18 protein-coding genes and 1 tRNA gene are annotated in these 15,290 nt (G+C 57.4%); 9 read left to right on the forward strand and 10 right to left on the reverse strand.

Annotation, left to right across the window (positions count from 1 at the left end):
* The first annotated feature begins 119 nt into the window (after positions 1 to 119).
* Positions 120 to 644: a cob(I)yrinic acid a,c-diamide adenosyltransferase gene (locus tag A3L02_RS04275; protein WP_088862779.1), complete on the forward strand. Its 525-nt coding sequence runs from the start codon at positions 120 to 122 to the stop codon at positions 642 to 644.
* Here the strand turns inward: A3L02_RS04275 and A3L02_RS04280 are convergent.
* The 5 genes from A3L02_RS04280 to A3L02_RS04300 all read right to left on the reverse strand — a co-directional run bounded on the left by A3L02_RS04280 (position 628) and on the right by A3L02_RS04300 (position 4,909).
* Positions 628 to 1,887 (reverse strand): MFS transporter, encoded by a 1,260-nt coding sequence (locus A3L02_RS04280; RefSeq protein ID WP_088862780.1) that lies wholly within the window; start codon positions 1,885 to 1,887, stop codon positions 628 to 630. The two genes, A3L02_RS04275 and A3L02_RS04280, sit on opposite strands and share 17 nt — an antisense overlap.
* Positions 1,888 to 1,947: 60 nt before the next feature.
* Positions 1,948 to 2,607 (reverse strand): DUF4097 family beta strand repeat-containing protein, encoded by a 660-nt coding sequence (locus tag A3L02_RS04285; RefSeq protein ID WP_335755136.1) that lies wholly within the window; start codon positions 2,605 to 2,607, stop codon positions 1,948 to 1,950.
* Positions 2,607 to 3,902, reverse strand: a complete 1,296-nt coding sequence (locus tag A3L02_RS04290) for a hypothetical protein (RefSeq protein ID WP_088862782.1) — start codon at positions 3,900 to 3,902, stop codon at positions 2,607 to 2,609. The genes A3L02_RS04285 and A3L02_RS04290 overlap by 1 nt, the downstream gene beginning before the upstream one ends.
* Entirely contained in the window at positions 3,899 to 4,312 is a 414-nt protein-coding gene (locus tag A3L02_RS04295) for an ArsR/SmtB family transcription factor (protein WP_088862783.1), read from the reverse strand. Before A3L02_RS04295 ends, A3L02_RS04290 begins: the two co-directional genes overlap by 4 nt.
* A gap of 153 nt (positions 4,313 to 4,465) precedes the next feature.
* Positions 4,466 to 4,909 carry a PadR family transcriptional regulator gene (locus A3L02_RS04300; RefSeq protein WP_237268644.1) on the reverse strand — a complete coding sequence of 148 codons (444 nt, stop codon included), beginning with the start codon at positions 4,907 to 4,909 and terminating at the stop codon, positions 4,466 to 4,468.
* Between the two features lie 54 nt (positions 4,910 to 4,963).
* Between A3L02_RS04300 and A3L02_RS04305 the strand changes: the two genes are divergently transcribed.
* The 5 genes from A3L02_RS04305 (at position 4,964) to A3L02_RS04320 (ending at position 9,129) form a co-directional block, all read left to right on the forward strand.
* On the forward strand, positions 4,964 to 5,842 hold the full coding sequence (locus A3L02_RS04305; RefSeq protein WP_088862785.1) for an AEC family transporter: 879 nt from the start codon (positions 4,964 to 4,966) through the stop codon (positions 5,840 to 5,842).
* Positions 5,843 to 5,891: 49 nt separating this feature from the next.
* Positions 5,892 to 6,911, forward strand: a complete 1,020-nt coding sequence (locus A3L02_RS04310) for a M42 family metallopeptidase (RefSeq protein WP_088862786.1) — start codon at positions 5,892 to 5,894, stop codon at positions 6,909 to 6,911.
* A gap of 337 nt (positions 6,912 to 7,248) precedes the next feature.
* On the forward strand, positions 7,249 to 7,425 hold the full coding sequence (locus A3L02_RS10195; protein WP_157895731.1) for a hypothetical protein: 177 nt from the start codon (positions 7,249 to 7,251) through the stop codon (positions 7,423 to 7,425).
* A 134-nt stretch (positions 7,426 to 7,559) separates the two neighbouring features.
* Complete coding sequence (locus tag A3L02_RS04315) at positions 7,560 to 8,354, forward strand: hypothetical protein (protein ID WP_088862787.1); 795 nt, start codon at positions 7,560 to 7,562, stop codon at positions 8,352 to 8,354.
* A gap of 1 nt (position 8,355) precedes the next feature.
* Positions 8,356 to 9,129: an oxygen-binding di-iron domain-containing protein gene (locus tag A3L02_RS04320; protein WP_088862788.1), complete on the forward strand. Its 774-nt coding sequence runs from the start codon at positions 8,356 to 8,358 to the stop codon at positions 9,127 to 9,129.
* Here the strand turns inward: A3L02_RS04320 and A3L02_RS04325 are convergent.
* Together A3L02_RS04325 and serK are read right to left on the reverse strand one after the other, a co-directional pair.
* Positions 9,117 to 9,791: an HAD family hydrolase gene (locus A3L02_RS04325; RefSeq protein ID WP_088862789.1), complete on the reverse strand. Its 675-nt coding sequence runs from the start codon at positions 9,789 to 9,791 to the stop codon at positions 9,117 to 9,119. The genes A3L02_RS04320 and A3L02_RS04325 overlap by 13 nt on opposite strands.
* Before the next feature lie 88 nt (positions 9,792 to 9,879).
* The gene (gene serK / locus A3L02_RS04330) at positions 9,880 to 10,608 is read right to left on the reverse strand and encodes an L-serine kinase SerK (protein WP_088862790.1); all 729 of its coding nucleotides are present in this window, start codon (positions 10,606 to 10,608) and stop codon (positions 9,880 to 9,882) included.
* Positions 10,609 to 10,711: 103 nt separating this feature from the next.
* Here serK and A3L02_RS04335 point away from each other — a divergent pair, with 103 nt between their 5' ends.
* Complete coding sequence (locus tag A3L02_RS04335; protein WP_088862791.1) at positions 10,712 to 11,857, forward strand: DUF763 domain-containing protein; 1,146 nt, start codon at positions 10,712 to 10,714, stop codon at positions 11,855 to 11,857.
* A 31-nt stretch (positions 11,858 to 11,888) separates the two neighbouring features.
* Entirely contained in the window at positions 11,889 to 12,026 is a 138-nt protein-coding gene (locus A3L02_RS10200) for a hypothetical protein (RefSeq protein WP_261340868.1), read from the forward strand.
* 672 nt (positions 12,027 to 12,698) lie between these two features.
* Here A3L02_RS10200 and A3L02_RS04345 read toward each other — a convergent pair.
* Both A3L02_RS04345 and dph5 read right to left on the reverse strand, forming a co-directional pair.
* Positions 12,699 to 12,776 (reverse strand) — tRNA-Val (locus A3L02_RS04345).
* 41 nt (positions 12,777 to 12,817) lie between these two features.
* Positions 12,818 to 13,612 carry a diphthine synthase gene (dph5, locus tag A3L02_RS04350; protein ID WP_088862793.1) on the reverse strand — a complete coding sequence of 265 codons (795 nt, stop codon included), beginning with the start codon at positions 13,610 to 13,612 and terminating at the stop codon, positions 12,818 to 12,820.
* Between the two features lie 102 nt (positions 13,613 to 13,714).
* Here dph5 and A3L02_RS04355 point away from each other — a divergent pair, with 102 nt between their 5' ends.
* Positions 13,715 to 14,446 (forward strand): helix-turn-helix domain-containing protein, encoded by a 732-nt coding sequence (locus A3L02_RS04355; protein WP_088863830.1) that lies wholly within the window; start codon positions 13,715 to 13,717, stop codon positions 14,444 to 14,446.
* A gap of 2 nt (positions 14,447 to 14,448) precedes the next feature.
* Here the strand turns inward: A3L02_RS04355 and A3L02_RS04360 are convergent, their stop codons facing one another.
* Positions 14,449 to 15,231 (reverse strand): 4-phosphopantoate--beta-alanine ligase, encoded by a 783-nt coding sequence (locus A3L02_RS04360; RefSeq protein WP_088862794.1) that lies wholly within the window; start codon positions 15,229 to 15,231, stop codon positions 14,449 to 14,451.
* Between the last annotated feature and the right edge of the window lie 59 nt (positions 15,232 to 15,290).

Here is a 15,290-nt window from a genome sequence, read left to right on the forward strand (position 1 = left end):
AAGGCGTTGGGGTATAAATAAGTTTTGCCATCCCTCCCAGCCCTGTTTTGCCATCTATAGTGCGCCATATAGCCCAAAAAAGATAAAACCCTTGACCTCGATGCGTTTCCGGTGATACCATGTCGATAACGACCAAAACTGGAGACAAAGGTTTGACCGGCCTCTTCACGGGCGAGCGGGTGGCGAAGTACTCACCGGTTATGGAGGCCAACGGCACGATAGACGAGCTGGACAGCTTCATCGGGGAGGCCAAGCACTACGTTCCCGAGGACATGGCCGGGACCCTCGAAAGAATCCAGGTTCACCTCTACGACCTGATGGCCGAGCTGGCGAGCAAGGGAAAGTACTCCAAGATAGGGGATGAGGAGGTGAGGTGGCTCGAAGGCCTCATCGAGAAATACGAGGCGGAGTTCCAGTTCAAGGCCTTCGTCCTCCCCGGCTCCACCGTTGCGAGCGCCAAGCTCGACGTCTGCAGAACGGTGGCGAGGAGGGCCGAGAGGAGGGTCGCGAGGCTCGTCCTCGACTACGGCTTCGGAGATACCGCCCTGGTGTACCTCAACAGGCTCAGCGACCTCCTCTTCCTGATGGCCAGGACGATAGAGAAGAGGGAGGGAAAGCTGAAGGAGGTCAAGGAAGTTCAGTGACGGTTTTCGCCTCTTCCCTTTCCCCGCCGAGCAGGACCTCCCTGTGACGGACGTAGTAGTGGACCACCACGACGGCCTGGGCCACCCATATTCCGAGGGAGACCCCCCAGGCGGAGTAGCGATCTACCAGCGGTCCGACCACAACAAGGCCCAGGGGTGCCGAGGCGTTCACGAGGAGGGCCAACGCAGAGAAGACCCTGCCCCTGAGCTCCGTCGGAACCGCCCTCTGGATCTTCGAGTTGAGGGGGACGTTTATTATCGCACTGCTCGCTCCAAGGAACACCGCGGTAACGGCCAGCGTCACGAACGCCGAATCCCTTGAGACGCCGGCCAGGGGGGAGACGACCCAGACGAAGATCAGCATCAGGAGGCCGTTGACGGCCATGGCCTTGAAGAGGTACCTCCCCGCTCTCCTCCCGAGCTTTATCGCCACTATGAGGTTTCCAAAGAGCATACCGCCCATGAAGGCGCTCTCGAGTAGTCCGAACTGTTCGCTCGTGAACTTTAGGACCTCCCTGAATGCGTAGGGCATTACGACCGCGTTGAAGGGCTGGCCGAGCGCGTTCATGAAGAGGGCGAAGCTCATAAGCACCACGAGGTAGCGGCTGGAGCGCAGAAACACCAGGCCTTCCTTAATGTCCTCGATGACCTGCCCGACGCTCTCGAGCTCCCTCGTCTTCCATTCGTACCGTATCAGGACCTCGAAGAGGCCGGAACCGAAGAAGCTGACCGCGTTTATTAGAATCGCCAGTTTTATCCCGCCGAGGGCGTAGATAACTCCGCCGAGGGCCGGACCGACGAGCCGGGCCACCACGGTGAACGAGCTGACGGTCGAGTTGGCCCTCTCAAGCTCGTCGGGTTCGACGAGATCCGGAAACATCGCGCTCGTTGCCGCGCCGAAGAACGCCCCCATGACCGCCATGACGACCTGAACGGTAAGGAGCTGGTAGATACCGAGGAAGTTGAACGCGATGACGCCGAACAGGAGAAGTCCCCTCGCGAGGTCGAAGCCAACCATGAGCCCCTTCCTGTTGTAGCGGTCACCGACCACGCCGGCGAAGGGCATGATTATCAGGGAAGGGATCACGTCCGCCAGAACGAAGAGGGTCATCATCGAGCCGCTGTGGGTCTTGTCGAGAACGTAGAGGGGCAGCGCAACCTCCTGCACCGCCCAGCCGAGCTGGCTGACGAATCTTCCAAAGGCGAAGAGCCAGAAGTTTCTGTTGAGCCCCCTCTCGAGCATTTTGAGCAACCCCCATCTTCCCCGCCGGTTCACGCGTAGTTGTCGGATTAAAGAGAAAAGTTAAACCAGCTCCACGCTCACCCCGCCGTTAACGGTGCTCACCCTCACGGTGTACGTTCCGGCGCCGATGACCGGCTCCTCCGGGTCGATGCCGACGAACCTCACCGTCCCGTTGAACCTGCTGACAGCTACCCTCGCGTCGCAGAAGTCGGAGAGTCTAACCACGAGGTTTCCGTTCACGCTCGCGACCTCAACATCGCCCTCCAGCTCCTCTATCTCAAGCACCATTCTCCCGTTAACGGTGGTGGCCTTCAGCGGGCCGGCGGTGGAGAGGTCCGCCTTCGCCCTGCCGTTGACCGTCGTTATCAGCTTCGCCTCGCAGTCCTTCAGGTCGAGCTCGCCGTTAACGGTCGTGGCCTCAGCGAAGCGGACGTTCTCGGCGCGAAGCTCTCCGTTGACGGTCTCGGCGCTTACCACGACCGCTTTAGGAACGCTGACCTCTATTTCGGCCCACCCTTCCTTCCGGAGCAGGTTCAGGAACCTCTTCTTCGGCTCTTCCCTGATGATGAGTTTCCCATCCTTCTCCTCAACTTCAACGTCCACCTCACCGTGAGGGGTGTAATCCACTTCCACGTGCTCTCTTTCCCAGCCCTTAAGCCTGATGTGGCCGTTAACGGCCCTTACCTCCACTTCCCTGACGTTTTCGAAGATCATCGGCATCACCCGATGTACCCCGTCAGTTCATCGAGGAGCTCCTTCACCCGTTTGTTGAGGAGCGCCCTGTCCACCCCGAGGCCCTCTATCAGCCCGGCGCTCTGCTCCTCGACGATTTCCTTGGCCTTTTTCACCACGAGCTTGAATGCGTCGGGGTTCTCAATCGTGTAGGTTTTTCCGCCGGCCCTTATCTTTACCTTGCCGTCCCTCGCCGAGATGACAGCGTCCTCTATCCTTATCCTGGCCCTTCCCCTGCCGACGCCTACCGAGACGTCGCCCGAGCGCAGGGACACTGTCTCGCCGAGGCTCAGGGTCTCGTTTCCGCTCCTGTAGGTTACCCTCTCACCTTCGACCTCGATGGAGTACTCCTCCGTCCGGATCTTCAGCCTCTCGCCGACCTTCGTCAGCTGGAAGCCGTTGCGGAGCTCCCTGATGGTCAGCATCTCCTCCGGAGGCATTCCGGGGTTGCCCTCGTGAATCCTTATGGGGCCGACCCTGACTTCCTCACCGGTCGGGGTCTGCATGACCTCAAGGAAGGGCAGCCTGACGTACTCGAAGTCCTCGCCCTCGTAGACCTTGATGAAGCCAAGATCGACGGTGCTCCCCTTCCCCCTGTACATCCTCTCGGGGTTCAGGAGCCTGTTAACGCTCCCCACGAAAGCAGGATCGGCCGGAACCTTTTTTCCGGCTACGTTCTCCTCCGTCCAGACCACGACGGGGCTCAGGAGTTTCTTCGTTATTTCTCCGAGGGGTGTCCTGGCCTTCACCATCGCCTCGCCGTCCAGCACCCATCCTACCCTCTTCCGTCCGAACTTCACGGGGTAGGCCTTTCCCTTCCCCTCAAGCTTCACGTCGCCGAAGTCCGCCCCCTTGAATTCGTAGGCCTTCCCTTCAACTTTGAGGTCGAGCCTCCTCTCGTCGAACTTCGCCAGCAGGAGCCCCGCAATGGTTAAAACCACCGCGTAGGCGAAGGCGGTCCCGGCGTATCCGGTTAGGGCCTTTGACATGCCGAGCCACTTCCCGAAGAACAGGAAGACGCTCGTCCAGAAGAAGCCCCTGGCGAGTGCAAAGACCACCCCGCTTACCGTTACCCCGAACCACTTCCCGACGCCCAACAGTTCGAAGGCGAAGAGGAACGCCACTATCGCGTAAACCAGCCAGTCGTTGTAGGGTTCGAGCCTCAGCGGCCCCTTGAACAGCCAGACGATGAGCAGTACCGCGGTTAGTGCCTTAAGGTACTCCGCGAGCCTGAACCTCGGGCCTTCGCGGTGAAGGGCCCGGTGCCTCCATCCAGACCTCATTCTTCCACCTCCTCCAGGGCGGTTATTATCTCAAGCAGGCGCAAAAACAAACGTCCATCGGGCGATATCTCGTACCTCTCGCCTTTCCTTACCATCCGGGTTTTCACGAGGAGCTTCAGGTGATGGGAAACGGTGGGGCTCTCGACACCTAAAGCATCCTTTATCTCCTTGAAGCCCATCGGTTTCTCGGAGAGCATCCTGAGTATCCTTATCCTGTCGGGGTTGGCGAGGGCCTTGAGGGTCTTCGCCGCCTTTTCCTCATCGACCTCCGGAAGGGCCCCACCCTCGAGTTTTCGCCTGAGACGCGCCTTTACGGAGAGCATTACCTCGTCCACGGGATCGATGCTCTCCTCCAGCACTTCCAGGCGCTTCTTCAGCTCCTCAAGCTGAACCCTAAGGTCGTTCTCCATGCTACCACCGGGTACAGATTTTTGTAGTACATTTTTCTGTACTTAACTGGCACCGTAGGTATATATAAGTTTATCGGTCAAGGTTCAAAAAGGGATGTTCACCACCGTTCGATTCGATCAGTGGAACAACAATGATGAAACGGGAAAAAGAAATCAGTTAGTCGCCGAAAGTTCGGCCTCAATGGCCCGTATCTCCTCATCGAGTATGCCCCTTATCTTTTTGAGGAGTTCGAGGTAGGCCTTAACGGTCTCCGGGTCCATGTTCCTCTCGAGGTTCATCTCCTCGAGCTTTCTCTTCAGGGCCTCGTGGTACCTGATCGAGGTGTACAGGATCCTGAGGGCGAGGTCGTTCGAGGTCCGCAGGTAGTTCCACCCCCTGTCCGTGAGGCTGTACTTAACCCGCCTGACCTTCCCTCGATACTCCTCCCTGGGTTCAAGAAGGCCCTCCTCAACCATCTTGCCAAGGATCGTATAGAGGTTGCTGTGGCTGGGCTTCCACAGGCCGATCGCCAGCTTCTCAAGCTCCTTGAGTATTTCGTAGCCGTGTGCTTCACCCTTAAGCCCGACTATGACCAGTATTAGGTTCTTCAGGGGCACGGTGAACAGCCCCTTGCTCGACAGACTTTTAAGCGTTAAACTGAAGTTCTCACCATGGACGTCTATCGGATGCTCGCCCTCATAGCCCTCGGCTACGTTCTCAAAATGCTCGTGAGAAGGGATACCTTATTCAGATGGCTCAACCTCTTCTCAACCCGGGTTCTCCTCACGCTCTTCGTCTTCGGCAACGTGGCGGGCAAGGACCTGGAGTACCTCGTCAGCATAAGACTGGTTTTCCTCTACGTTTTCCTCATAATCGGGCTCAGCCTCGGCCTCTCCTATCTCTACGCCCGCCTTCGCGTTGAGGACGAGGACTGGGCAGGGGCGCTCATGATACTCTCCACGTATCCGAACACGGCTGCCATGGGCTTCCCGATAGCGAGCCTCTTCCTCAAGGACATAACCCCCGCCATACTCTACTCGACTACCAACAGCCTCGTCGTCCTCCCGCTGGCGACATTCATAGCGGCCCACTACTCCAGCGGAAAGGCCTCGATAAGGAGGAGCGTCCTCAGGGCCCTGAAGTTCCCTCCAACGGCCGCCAACCTCCTGGCGCTCGCCCTCGTCCTGCTTGGAGTAAGGTTGCCGGGATGGATCATCGAACCGATAAAGTCCATCGGCTGGTGGAGCATACCCCTGCTCCTCATCTACTTTGGCTCCATAATGAACCTTAGGGAGTTCAGGTGGAGGCACTTAGCCGAGGTCGGCCTTTTCAGGAGCGTCATCCCGTTCCTCTTCGTCTTCCTGACGCTGAGGGGAGCAGGAAATATCTACTACGCGGTCCTCGTAGAGGCCTCGATGCCACCGGCGATAATGGCGAACGTGATACTCGCCCACTACCGCCTGAAGGCCGAGGAGGCCATCGGCGTGACGGTGATTCAAACGCTCCTCGTTCTGGCGTTTTTCCTCGCCTTCGCCGCTTTCGTTACCTGAGACCGATGGCCTTTTCAACCCTTCGACCCTTCTTTTAACGGTGGTTTCGATGGAGAGAGTGATCGAGATTCTGAGGGAGATCCTTGAGATACCGTCCCCGACGGGCTACACGAGGGAGGTTATGGAACACATCGAAGGGAAACTTAACGAAGCTGGCATAAAAACGCGCTACACCAACAAGGGCGCCCTGATCGCCCACAACCATCCGGAGCCGGAGCTCGTGATCGCGGCCCACGTCGACACGCTCGGGGCGATGGTGAAGGGAATTCTCCCGGACGGGCACCTGAGCTTCACGAGGGTGGGTGGACTGAACCTTCCCGCCTTCGAGGGCGAGTACTGCACGGTAATCACCCGCTCGGGCAGGCGCTACCGAGGGACGCTTCTGCTCAAGAACCCGAGCGTTCACGTGAACAAAGATGCCGGGAAGAAGGAGCGCAAGGAAGAGAACATGTACATCCGCCTGGACGAGCCCGTGGAGAAGAGGGAGGACACGGAGAAGCTCGGCATTCGGCCCGGCGACTTCATAGCCTTCGACCCGAAGTTCGAGTACGTCAACGGCTTCGTCAAGGCCCACTTTTTGGACGACAAAGCGAGCGCCGCGATCCTCATAGATTTGATGCTCGACATGGGAGCGGAAACCCTCGAAAGGCTCCCGGTGGCTTTCTTCTTCTCCCCCTACGAGGAAGTCGGACACGGCGGCTCGGCGGGTTATCCCGAAAGCATGAGGGAGCTTCTCGTCGTTGATATGGGCGTCGTCGGTGAGGGCGTCGCGGGAAAGGAGACGGCGGTCTCGATAGCGGCCAAGGACTCGAGCGGCCCCTACGACTACGAGATGACGACCAAGCTCATAGAGCTGGCGGAGAAGCGCGACATCCCGTACGTCGTCGACGTGTTCCCCTACTACGGCTCCGACGGTTCCGCCGCCTTGAGGGCTGGCTGGGATGTGAGGGTTGCACTTATAGGCCAGGGCGTCCACGCGAGCCACGGAATGGAGAGAACGCACATAAAGGGCATCCTCGCGACGAAGGAGCTGATAAGGGCTTATATCGAGGAGAGGTTCGAGGGTTGATCCCCTCTACCTCTATTATCCCATTTCTCACGCTCCCTCGTCTTCGGGATACGGAATATCCGAAAACCTAACCTAAGAGTTCGTGCTATCTTCCCATAGGGCGCACCCCCAAATAAACCTCTCTGGGACTTCTTTGTATACCTATCGTTCGAAATGTTTACTAAAAATATTATAACCTTATTTTTGGTAAACCTAACCCAGACAGTAGACACAGCCCAGTGTGGATCATTGGTACGGAAAACAAGCGAGAGTGTCCAAAACCCGAAACCAAATGTTTAAAAATCAAACTTTCGTTATTAAGAATATAAAAAGAGATTGGATTCGGAGGTGTGTGGGATTGCTTGCAAAAAGTGTGGTTCCGGCGGTTCGGAGCATCCAGTGGGGAGTCACCCCCCTGGAAGTTATATACTCCGCGTGGGGTACTATAAGCGCCATGAGCGATAACAGGGCAAAGCTTCACCTGGGAGGAAGGATGAAGCTCAGAGACAACACGGTGGTCGAACTCGAACTGTGACCAGCCCTCTATGAGGGAGAGCTCGAGCTGACGTTCAGCGATGGGAACGAGGTGTTCTTCCTCCGCCCGTTCGACGTGAATACGGGCGTTGAAGGGGCATACCTTAAACTCCTCGAGGTTCTGGGTGAGCTGAGATGAAGCGCAAGAGTGTAACGGTCGAGGTAGAGGCTCCCCTGGATTCCATCAGGGAGGTCCTATCGGACCCGCCCCAGTTCATAATGAACTGGCCGTACGTGGTGAAGATAAACACGAAGAACGGAATCTCCGCGGAGATAAGGCTACCGCGTTTCTTCCTCAAATTAGGGGACGTGTACACCTTCACATCCCACGGAGACTCGTCGAGCTTCATCTACGATGGGACAGGCAGAAGGAGCAATCTAATCGTGACGGTAACGTTAAAGGGATGGCGGAAGAGCGTAACGGCCGACGTTGAAGTTGCGTATAATGGTAGGGGTGAACATTTTCTGGGAAAAACCCTGGAGCGTTTTGCCGAGGGCATAGGGAAGACACTCAAAGGGCTGGCCGAGAGTTATTCGCCGCCCAAGCCCGTGAAAAGCTCCGGCGAGGTTATCCTCCAGGTTGACTTCTCCGACCCGATGAGCGTTGCCAACTTTCTGGCGAAGGCCAAGATGGTCCACAGCGGTCTTCACATGATAGAGGGCGGAAAGTTCTTCGACGTCCTCATGGAGCTCAGGAAAACCGCCAACAACGATGTCCTTTACGTCTCCGGGGTGACTTCAGACGGCGCCAGGTCGTTTAAGGCCCTTCTCCAGGGCAGTCGGATACTCGCGATTGAATACAGGGAGGGAGCCGATGGCCAGGTGGTAAAAGTTGAGGACGAGGAGACGGCGGCGGAGGCCCTTAGGCTCGCCTCAAGTATTGAAGGTGTGTACATGATCAACGTCTGGGTGCCAGTTGGAGGTGTTTGAGATGATAAGGAACATGAACAGCTACCCGCTCTACGACGATGGAGAGCACAAGGTTTACTGGCTCGGGATCGAGGAGGCCGAGGACGAGAAGGGCATACTCACCAATCAGTACCTCGTAATCGACGGAAAAGAGGCCGCCCTGATAGAGCCGGGCGGGTTCTTCGTCTTTTCGCGTGTCCTGAAGAACGTCTCATCGCTTGTCCCGCCGACCCAGATAAAGTACCTCATGTACTCCCACCAGGATCCGGACGTCATCGCCGGATTGAACCTGTGGTTCGAGTACGCACCGCTCGCCAAGGTTGTTATCTCAAACCTCTGGGTTCGATTCCTTCCGCACCTGGCCGTCCTGAGCGCGGGTAGAGCGATAGGAATCCCAGATAAGGGGACGGACTTTAAGATCGGCAACTCCGTGATAAAGGCCGTCCCAAGCCACTACCTCCACAGTCCCGGAAACTTCAGTTTCTACGATGAGAAGAGCGGGATCCTCTTCAGCACGGACATCGGGGCGGCGGCGTTCCCTGAGGGGGAGTGGTATCTCTTCGTCGAGGACTTCGAGGACCATGTAAAGTTCATGGAGGGCTTCCACAGGAGGTACATGAGCTCAACGAAGGCCCTTAGGGCGTGGGTTCGCTCCGTCAGGCGACTCAATCCCAAAATCGTAGCACCCCAGCACGGCGCCATCTTCAGGGACGAGAACGTCGGGAAGTTCCTCGACTGGCTCGAGGGCCTTGAGGTTGGGATAGATATCTTTGAGAAGGAGTTCTACGGGGACTGAGCCCCTGTCCCCAGCATTCCCTTTACAAGCCCGACCAGTTCCTTCAAGTTTTTAACGTAGTAGTCCGCCCCCTCGCTCCTTCCGAAGCGGGTGACGTTGACCACCCTGACTCCGGCCCTCTTTCCGGCCAGCACGTCGTGGTAGCTGTCGCCCACCACCATGGCCTCATCGGGCTCCAGCCTTAGGGCCTTCAGGGCCTTCCGGACGAGGTAGGGGCTGGGCTTGACCCCGTCGAGGTTCGAGTAGTCCTTACCGAAGACCGCCTCGAAGTGCTTCCTCAGGTCGAACAACCCCAAAACGAACTCCACGCACTCCTGGGAGGCGTTGCTAACGGCGGCGAGTTTCAGGCCCATGTCCCTGAGCTCCTTTAAGGCATCGACGTCGGGAAACACCTTTATCCTTCCCCTCCGGGCCATCTCCTCGCGGTAGCGGAGGTTCACCTCGTCGACGAGTTTCCAGAACTCGATGGCGTTCACGCCGAACCGCTCAACGTACGTCCTCGGGAGTTCGCCGGTCACGGTCTTTCTGTAAGTCTCGTAGTCGAGCTCGATGCCGCGCCTCATCAGCTCGGGAAGAACCCACCCCTCGTACCACTCTCGATGATCGTAGCCCTCGTAGTAAATTAGAGTTTCGTCGACGTCGAATATCAGACCTTTGAGCATGCCTCGGCCTCCTGGACTGGTCATCACCCATCAGCCGGTTGATCCCTCGTCATCGGCGTGGAAAGTAGGGAGAAGGGGTTAAAAACCTTCAGAAGAGCTCCTCGAGCTTGACGTCTATCTTGTCAGGGTTGAAGGGCAGGACGTGCCTGGTGGTCTTCGGGGAGTAGACCTCGCCGCGCCTGACGAGCTCCATGACCTCCTCCTTGGTCGGGGCCTTCCTGATGAAGACGTAGTCTATCTCGCCCTTCGCCATGTCCTCCCTCGCGTCCTCCTTGAGACCGTAGTAGATGAGCTCGATGCTCCCCTCAACGCTCATCTCGTCGAGAACCTTGCTGACCTTCTTCTGCTCCTCCAGCCCGCCGGGTATGGCAAAGCTCCTCTCTCCGACGAGGGCGAAGGCTATCTCTCCCCTCTCGGCCTTATCCTCCGCCTCCGGGTCCTCTATAACCTCGAGGCCCTCCGCCTTGAGTCTCTCGATGACCTCCTCGAGGTTTCCCTTGAACGCCGGATACCAGGTGTAGACCTTGACGTCGTCGCTGAAGTAGTCGAGGATAACCGAAGGGGCGCGCTTGGCGCCGAGCTTCTGGAGACCGGCCCAGCGGTGGTGGCCGTCAACGATGAGGTATAGATCCTCACCCGGGACCTTGGCGAGGAGCATAGGCTTCCAGAAGATTCCGGAGCCCGTAACGCTCTCGATGAACGCCTCGAGCTCCTTCTGGACGAGCTGTTCGTGGGGCTTCATCTTGTCGAGCTCGATAAAAACGTAGTCAACCTTCCTGGTCGGGATATCGTACTTTGGGACCTTCTCAACTCCCATGAGCATACCTCCCGTGGGTTTACGATGGGGTAAACGTCGCGGGGGATAAAAAGCTTGTGGCAAAGGTTAAATCGTTTTGATGCGAACACAAGGTGATGGGAAGATGAGGAACATCGCTGATTTACCTCTTCACGGCGGTCACGTTCCGGCGTGGCTGGCCCGGAGGATGAGAAGGCTCACGCGGTTAGTGCTACTTCTGGCGGTCGAGGAGTACGGAACGAAGGGTCTCCTGGAGAGGCTCTCGGACCCGGTGTGGTTTCAGGCCTTCAACAACGTCATCGGGATGGACTGGGACTCCTCCGGCTCAACCACCGTGACGGCGGGAATGATAAAGGACGCCCTCTGGAGGGAGGAATTAGGAATCAAAGCCGCCGGAGGGAAGGGGAAGAAGAGCAGGAGGACTCCGGATGAGCTTAGGAGGATAGCGGAATTATACGAACTCGATCCGGAAGCCTACATCAGAACCTCCAGGCTGGTCGCGAAGGTGGACACGGTGGCGCTCCAGACGGGCTATCAGCTCTACCACCACGTTTTCTTCCTTGATGAGGATGGCAACTGGGCGGTTATACAGCAGGGAATGAACGAGACCGAGAGAATGGCGAGGCGCTTCCACTGGTTCGACGCCGAGACCTTCACCATCAACCCGCACAAGGCCATCTCCGGGCTCAGGAGGGATTTTGCCCTTAACACTGTCTCGAAGGAATCGAGGGAGTACCAGAAGACGCTCGTGGATACCGTTCAGGATGGGCCGGGAAGGATAGAGCGCGAGCTGGAGAGCCTGAAGGCCATAGCGAAAGGCTATCGCCCGCTGGTTTACTACAAACCGAGAGACGTCGACGAGGTTTCAATTATAAGGCGCTACGAGAGCCTCGGGAGGCTTGAGCTTAACAGGAGGGCCCTGGAATTCGCCAGGGAGCTGAGCGTGAGCAACTACGAGGAGTTCCTTCTCCTGAAGGGCCTCGGGCCGAGCACCCTGAGGGCGCTTTCCCTCGTCCTCGAGCTTGTCTACGACGTCCACCCGAGCTGGAAGGACCCGGTGACCCACCCCCCTGACCCGTTCAAGTTCACCTACGCGGTCGGCGGAAAGGATAGGGTTCCCTTCCCTGTAGAGGGGCAGGCCTACGACGAACTCATCTCCTTCCTCGAGGAGCTCGTCTTTAGGCATCCCGAGGAAAGGGCCCTCGTTAGAAACGTGACCAGGATAACCCGGAACTGGAGGTTCCCGGAGGGAGAGAAGAGGGCGACGTGAAAGGCACTCTTTTAACTATCGGGGTGGTAGTTTGTACTTCGATGAGAGACCGAAGTCCAAAAGGGAGGACCTTTACGACAGGGAAAAAGAGCTGGAGGAGCTCCTGAGCGCCATCGATTCGAGGAGGCCCCGGGTACTGCTCAAGGGGATACGCAGGCTCGGAGCTTGACCAACAAACTTTGCTTCGCAAAGTTTGATCAAAGACGGTAGCTCGCTCTCAATTAGCCTGAAAACGAGTGGGTTTCACTTTGCAATTAACCTTCACACGGGAGAACACTTTAAGATAACCCACTGACCCCTGGTTTGACGTAGTTAGACGCCCTTCGGGCGCCTTTCAGCCTTTTGGGAAAAGGCTGGCGAAAAGGGTGTTTTCTTTTGAAAATTCAAAGAATGATAAGCGTGCGCTTTAAAGTTGGAACATGGAAGGAGGGATTAACGTTAAGACCTGCTATTAAACTGGTTTCACTTTTTATTCTGGCGCCCGAAGGGCGCCTTGCAGCCTTTTGGGAAAAGGCTGGCGAAAAATGGTGATTCCTTTTAACTGCCCTCCCGTGAGTGTTTGCACCCTCAAACGGCCATTGAACCCCGAATTCAAGATTAAAAAGGCCAAATCCAAGGGGTTTGCAATCTCCCGCGCTCCAAAGGAGCGCCATCCAAAAGCAAACCCCATCATAAAAGCTTTCTTAAGAAGGGTGAATTCAAAACCCAAGAGCAGTCTTTATCTTTAGCAAACACCCTTAAACTGCTCCTTGAAAAAAGAATCACCCTTTTCCGTCAACGCTTTGAGAAACAAGAACCTGTTCCGGGGGGTGTGGGGGCGGAGCCCCCTTGTCTTTCGTTATGGTGGGCCCGCGGGGCTTCGAACCCCGGACCTTCGCCGCGTGAGGGCGACGTCATAACCAGGCTAGACCACGGGCCCATCCGGGATTAGTGGAGGGGGGAGGAAATATAAATCTTTCGCTAAACCTCTTTGAGTATCTCCTCTGGAGCCCCGGCGAAGGCCACCAGGTACTCCGCTTCAACGATGTGGAGCCTCCCGGGGACGACCATGACGTGCGGCTGTTTTCCGAAGTCCTCCTTAAGCATGTCCCGGACGTAGCCCGCTTTGAGCGTGGGGTTGAGCGACCCTGCCCTCGCCAGGACGACCACCAGCGTGTCCCCCGTAAAGACGTTCTCCTTTTTCATATCCTCAACCCGAAGGAGTATCTCCATGGCCTCGTTGGCGGTCATGTAACGGTTCTGCTCCGCCTTCACGTCGAGGAATAGCATCGTGTGGAGACCCCTCTCCCGGTTCTCTCTTATCACGTCGTAGTGGCTCGTCGGGAACCAGTTCTTCTCGGGGTAGGCGACGGTCGCGCTCTTGCCGAACTTGTATATCTGCAATCCGGTTATCGCTACCGCCGAGTAGATGCTCGGGGCGTGGATGACGTAGCTCTCGATTCCAAGCTTCTTGGCCCTTATCCTGAGGTCGGAGTGGGTCGTCGCGACCATCGGGTCGCCGGCCGTCAGGAAGGCCACGTCCTTATCCCTGGCCTCGCTCAGGACTATCTCCTCGAAGTTGAGCTCAACGTCCTCCCTGCTCAGCCTCCTGATGGGTTTTCCTATGAGTTCCTCAATCCTCTCCAGCGTTGTTCCGGCCATTAAGGACGTGTAGAACTCCGCGAAGACCTTTTCGCACTTCCTGGCCGTCTCGAGGCCCTTGAGGGTAACATCCCTCTCATCGTAAAGACCGAGACCTATGAAGTATATCGCCATGAGCATCACCGGGGAGCATAGGGTGGAAGGCTTTTAAGCTTGCGCTCACGGCGATTAGGCGATTGCCGAAAAGCTTATAATGATTGACGAATACTTGTGAGCATGCTTGAAAAGGAGAAAGAAGCCCTCGCCAAGAGGATAGCGGGGGAGATAACCCTCTCCTCCGACCCGGGAAAGACCATGCGCAAATGGCGCGAGATCTTCGGCATCAGCCAGACCGAGCTCGCCGATTACCTTGGGGTATCCTCCTCGGTCATAAGCGACTACGAAGGCGGAAGGAGGAAGAGCCCCGGTGCCTCGACCATAAGGAAGTTCGTGGAGGCCCTGCTCGAGATCGACGAACGTCGCGGTGGAAACGTCATCAGGGCCTTCAGCAAGACCCTCGGAAGCGAGCTCCCCACGAGCGCCATACTCGATATCAGGGAGTTCGCCCTTCCCCTCACAATTAGGGATGTTGTAAACGCCGTTAAAGGGGACGTTGTGGCAAACATACACCTCCTGGACAGGAAGATCTACGGCTACACAGTAATCGACAGCATAAGGGCCATCCTCGAGATGAGCAGCGAGGAGTTCCTCAAGCTCTACGGCTGGACCACGGAGCGGGCGCTCGTGTTCACCAAGGTAACGACCGGCAGGAGCCCCATGATAGCGGTTCGCGTCCAGGGGTTAAAACCGGCCGTCGTTGTTCTCCACGGCGTTAAGAAGCTCGACGAACTTGCAGTAAAGCTGGCCGAGCGCGAGAGGGTCCCGCTGGTTGTCTCCCGCGCTTCCAGCGAGGCAGAGCTCATAACGGGCCTCAGAACGCTCGTGGAAAAAACCGAGAAGGAGCTATGAGCTCAATCGAGCTTCTTCCTCCTCCACACCCCTTCCTCGGCGAGTCTGGTTAGCCTGTCCCTAATATGGAGGAGCACGTCGCTCAGGGTCTTTCCGTTCTCGTAATCGGCGATTATCCTGAGGAGCTCCTCCCTGCTGTAATCCTTCATCTCCCTCGCCAGCTCGGTCATTCTGGGGTAAGCGCGGACCACGTTGTCTACGATGGTTACATCCGCCATCCTCGCGCTCCTCGAGAGCGGGTTGAGGTCGACGGTCACCACGAACTTGCCCATCCTCACCAGCGCCTCCGTCCTGTCGCCGTCCTCCAGCGGGACCAGCACGACGTCCGCCTTCCATATTCCGTTCTCATCAACCCTTCCCCTCTCGTGCTCCAGGCCCGGAATGCGCTTCGTGGGGTTTAATCCGAGGAGCTCATCCGCCCCGTACTTTCTCAGCTCCTCCGCTATCGCCCTCACCCTCTCCTCCGTGCGGTAGAAGAGGTTCACCTCGAGTCTGGCATCCAACGCCTTCGCCAGCTCGACCGTCTCCTTCGGGACGAGGGCGGCGACGTTCCCGTTGACCGAGATGACGGGGTGCTCCGCCAGCAGGAACTTCGCCACGGCCGCCCGCATAGCCCTCTCCGCGGGCTCTATGGTTCTCTCTCCGATCAAGTAGTCGAAGGCCTCTCCGCGGCCATGGGCTATGAGGCCGGCTTTGGCGGTCATGCCCATCTCCATGCCCTCAATGATCCTCTCCCTGTAGTACAGACTCCAGTATCGGGGATGACTCCTCGGTATCTCCACCATCTTCAACACCGGAGGGGGTACACTTCAACCGATAAAAAACCTTCGCGCTCTCGAGCTAT

The organism is Thermococcus celer Vu 13 = JCM 8558 (assembly GCF_002214365.1).
In the GTDB taxonomy this organism is placed as follows: domain Archaea; phylum Methanobacteriota_B; class Thermococci; order Thermococcales; family Thermococcaceae; genus Thermococcus; species Thermococcus celer.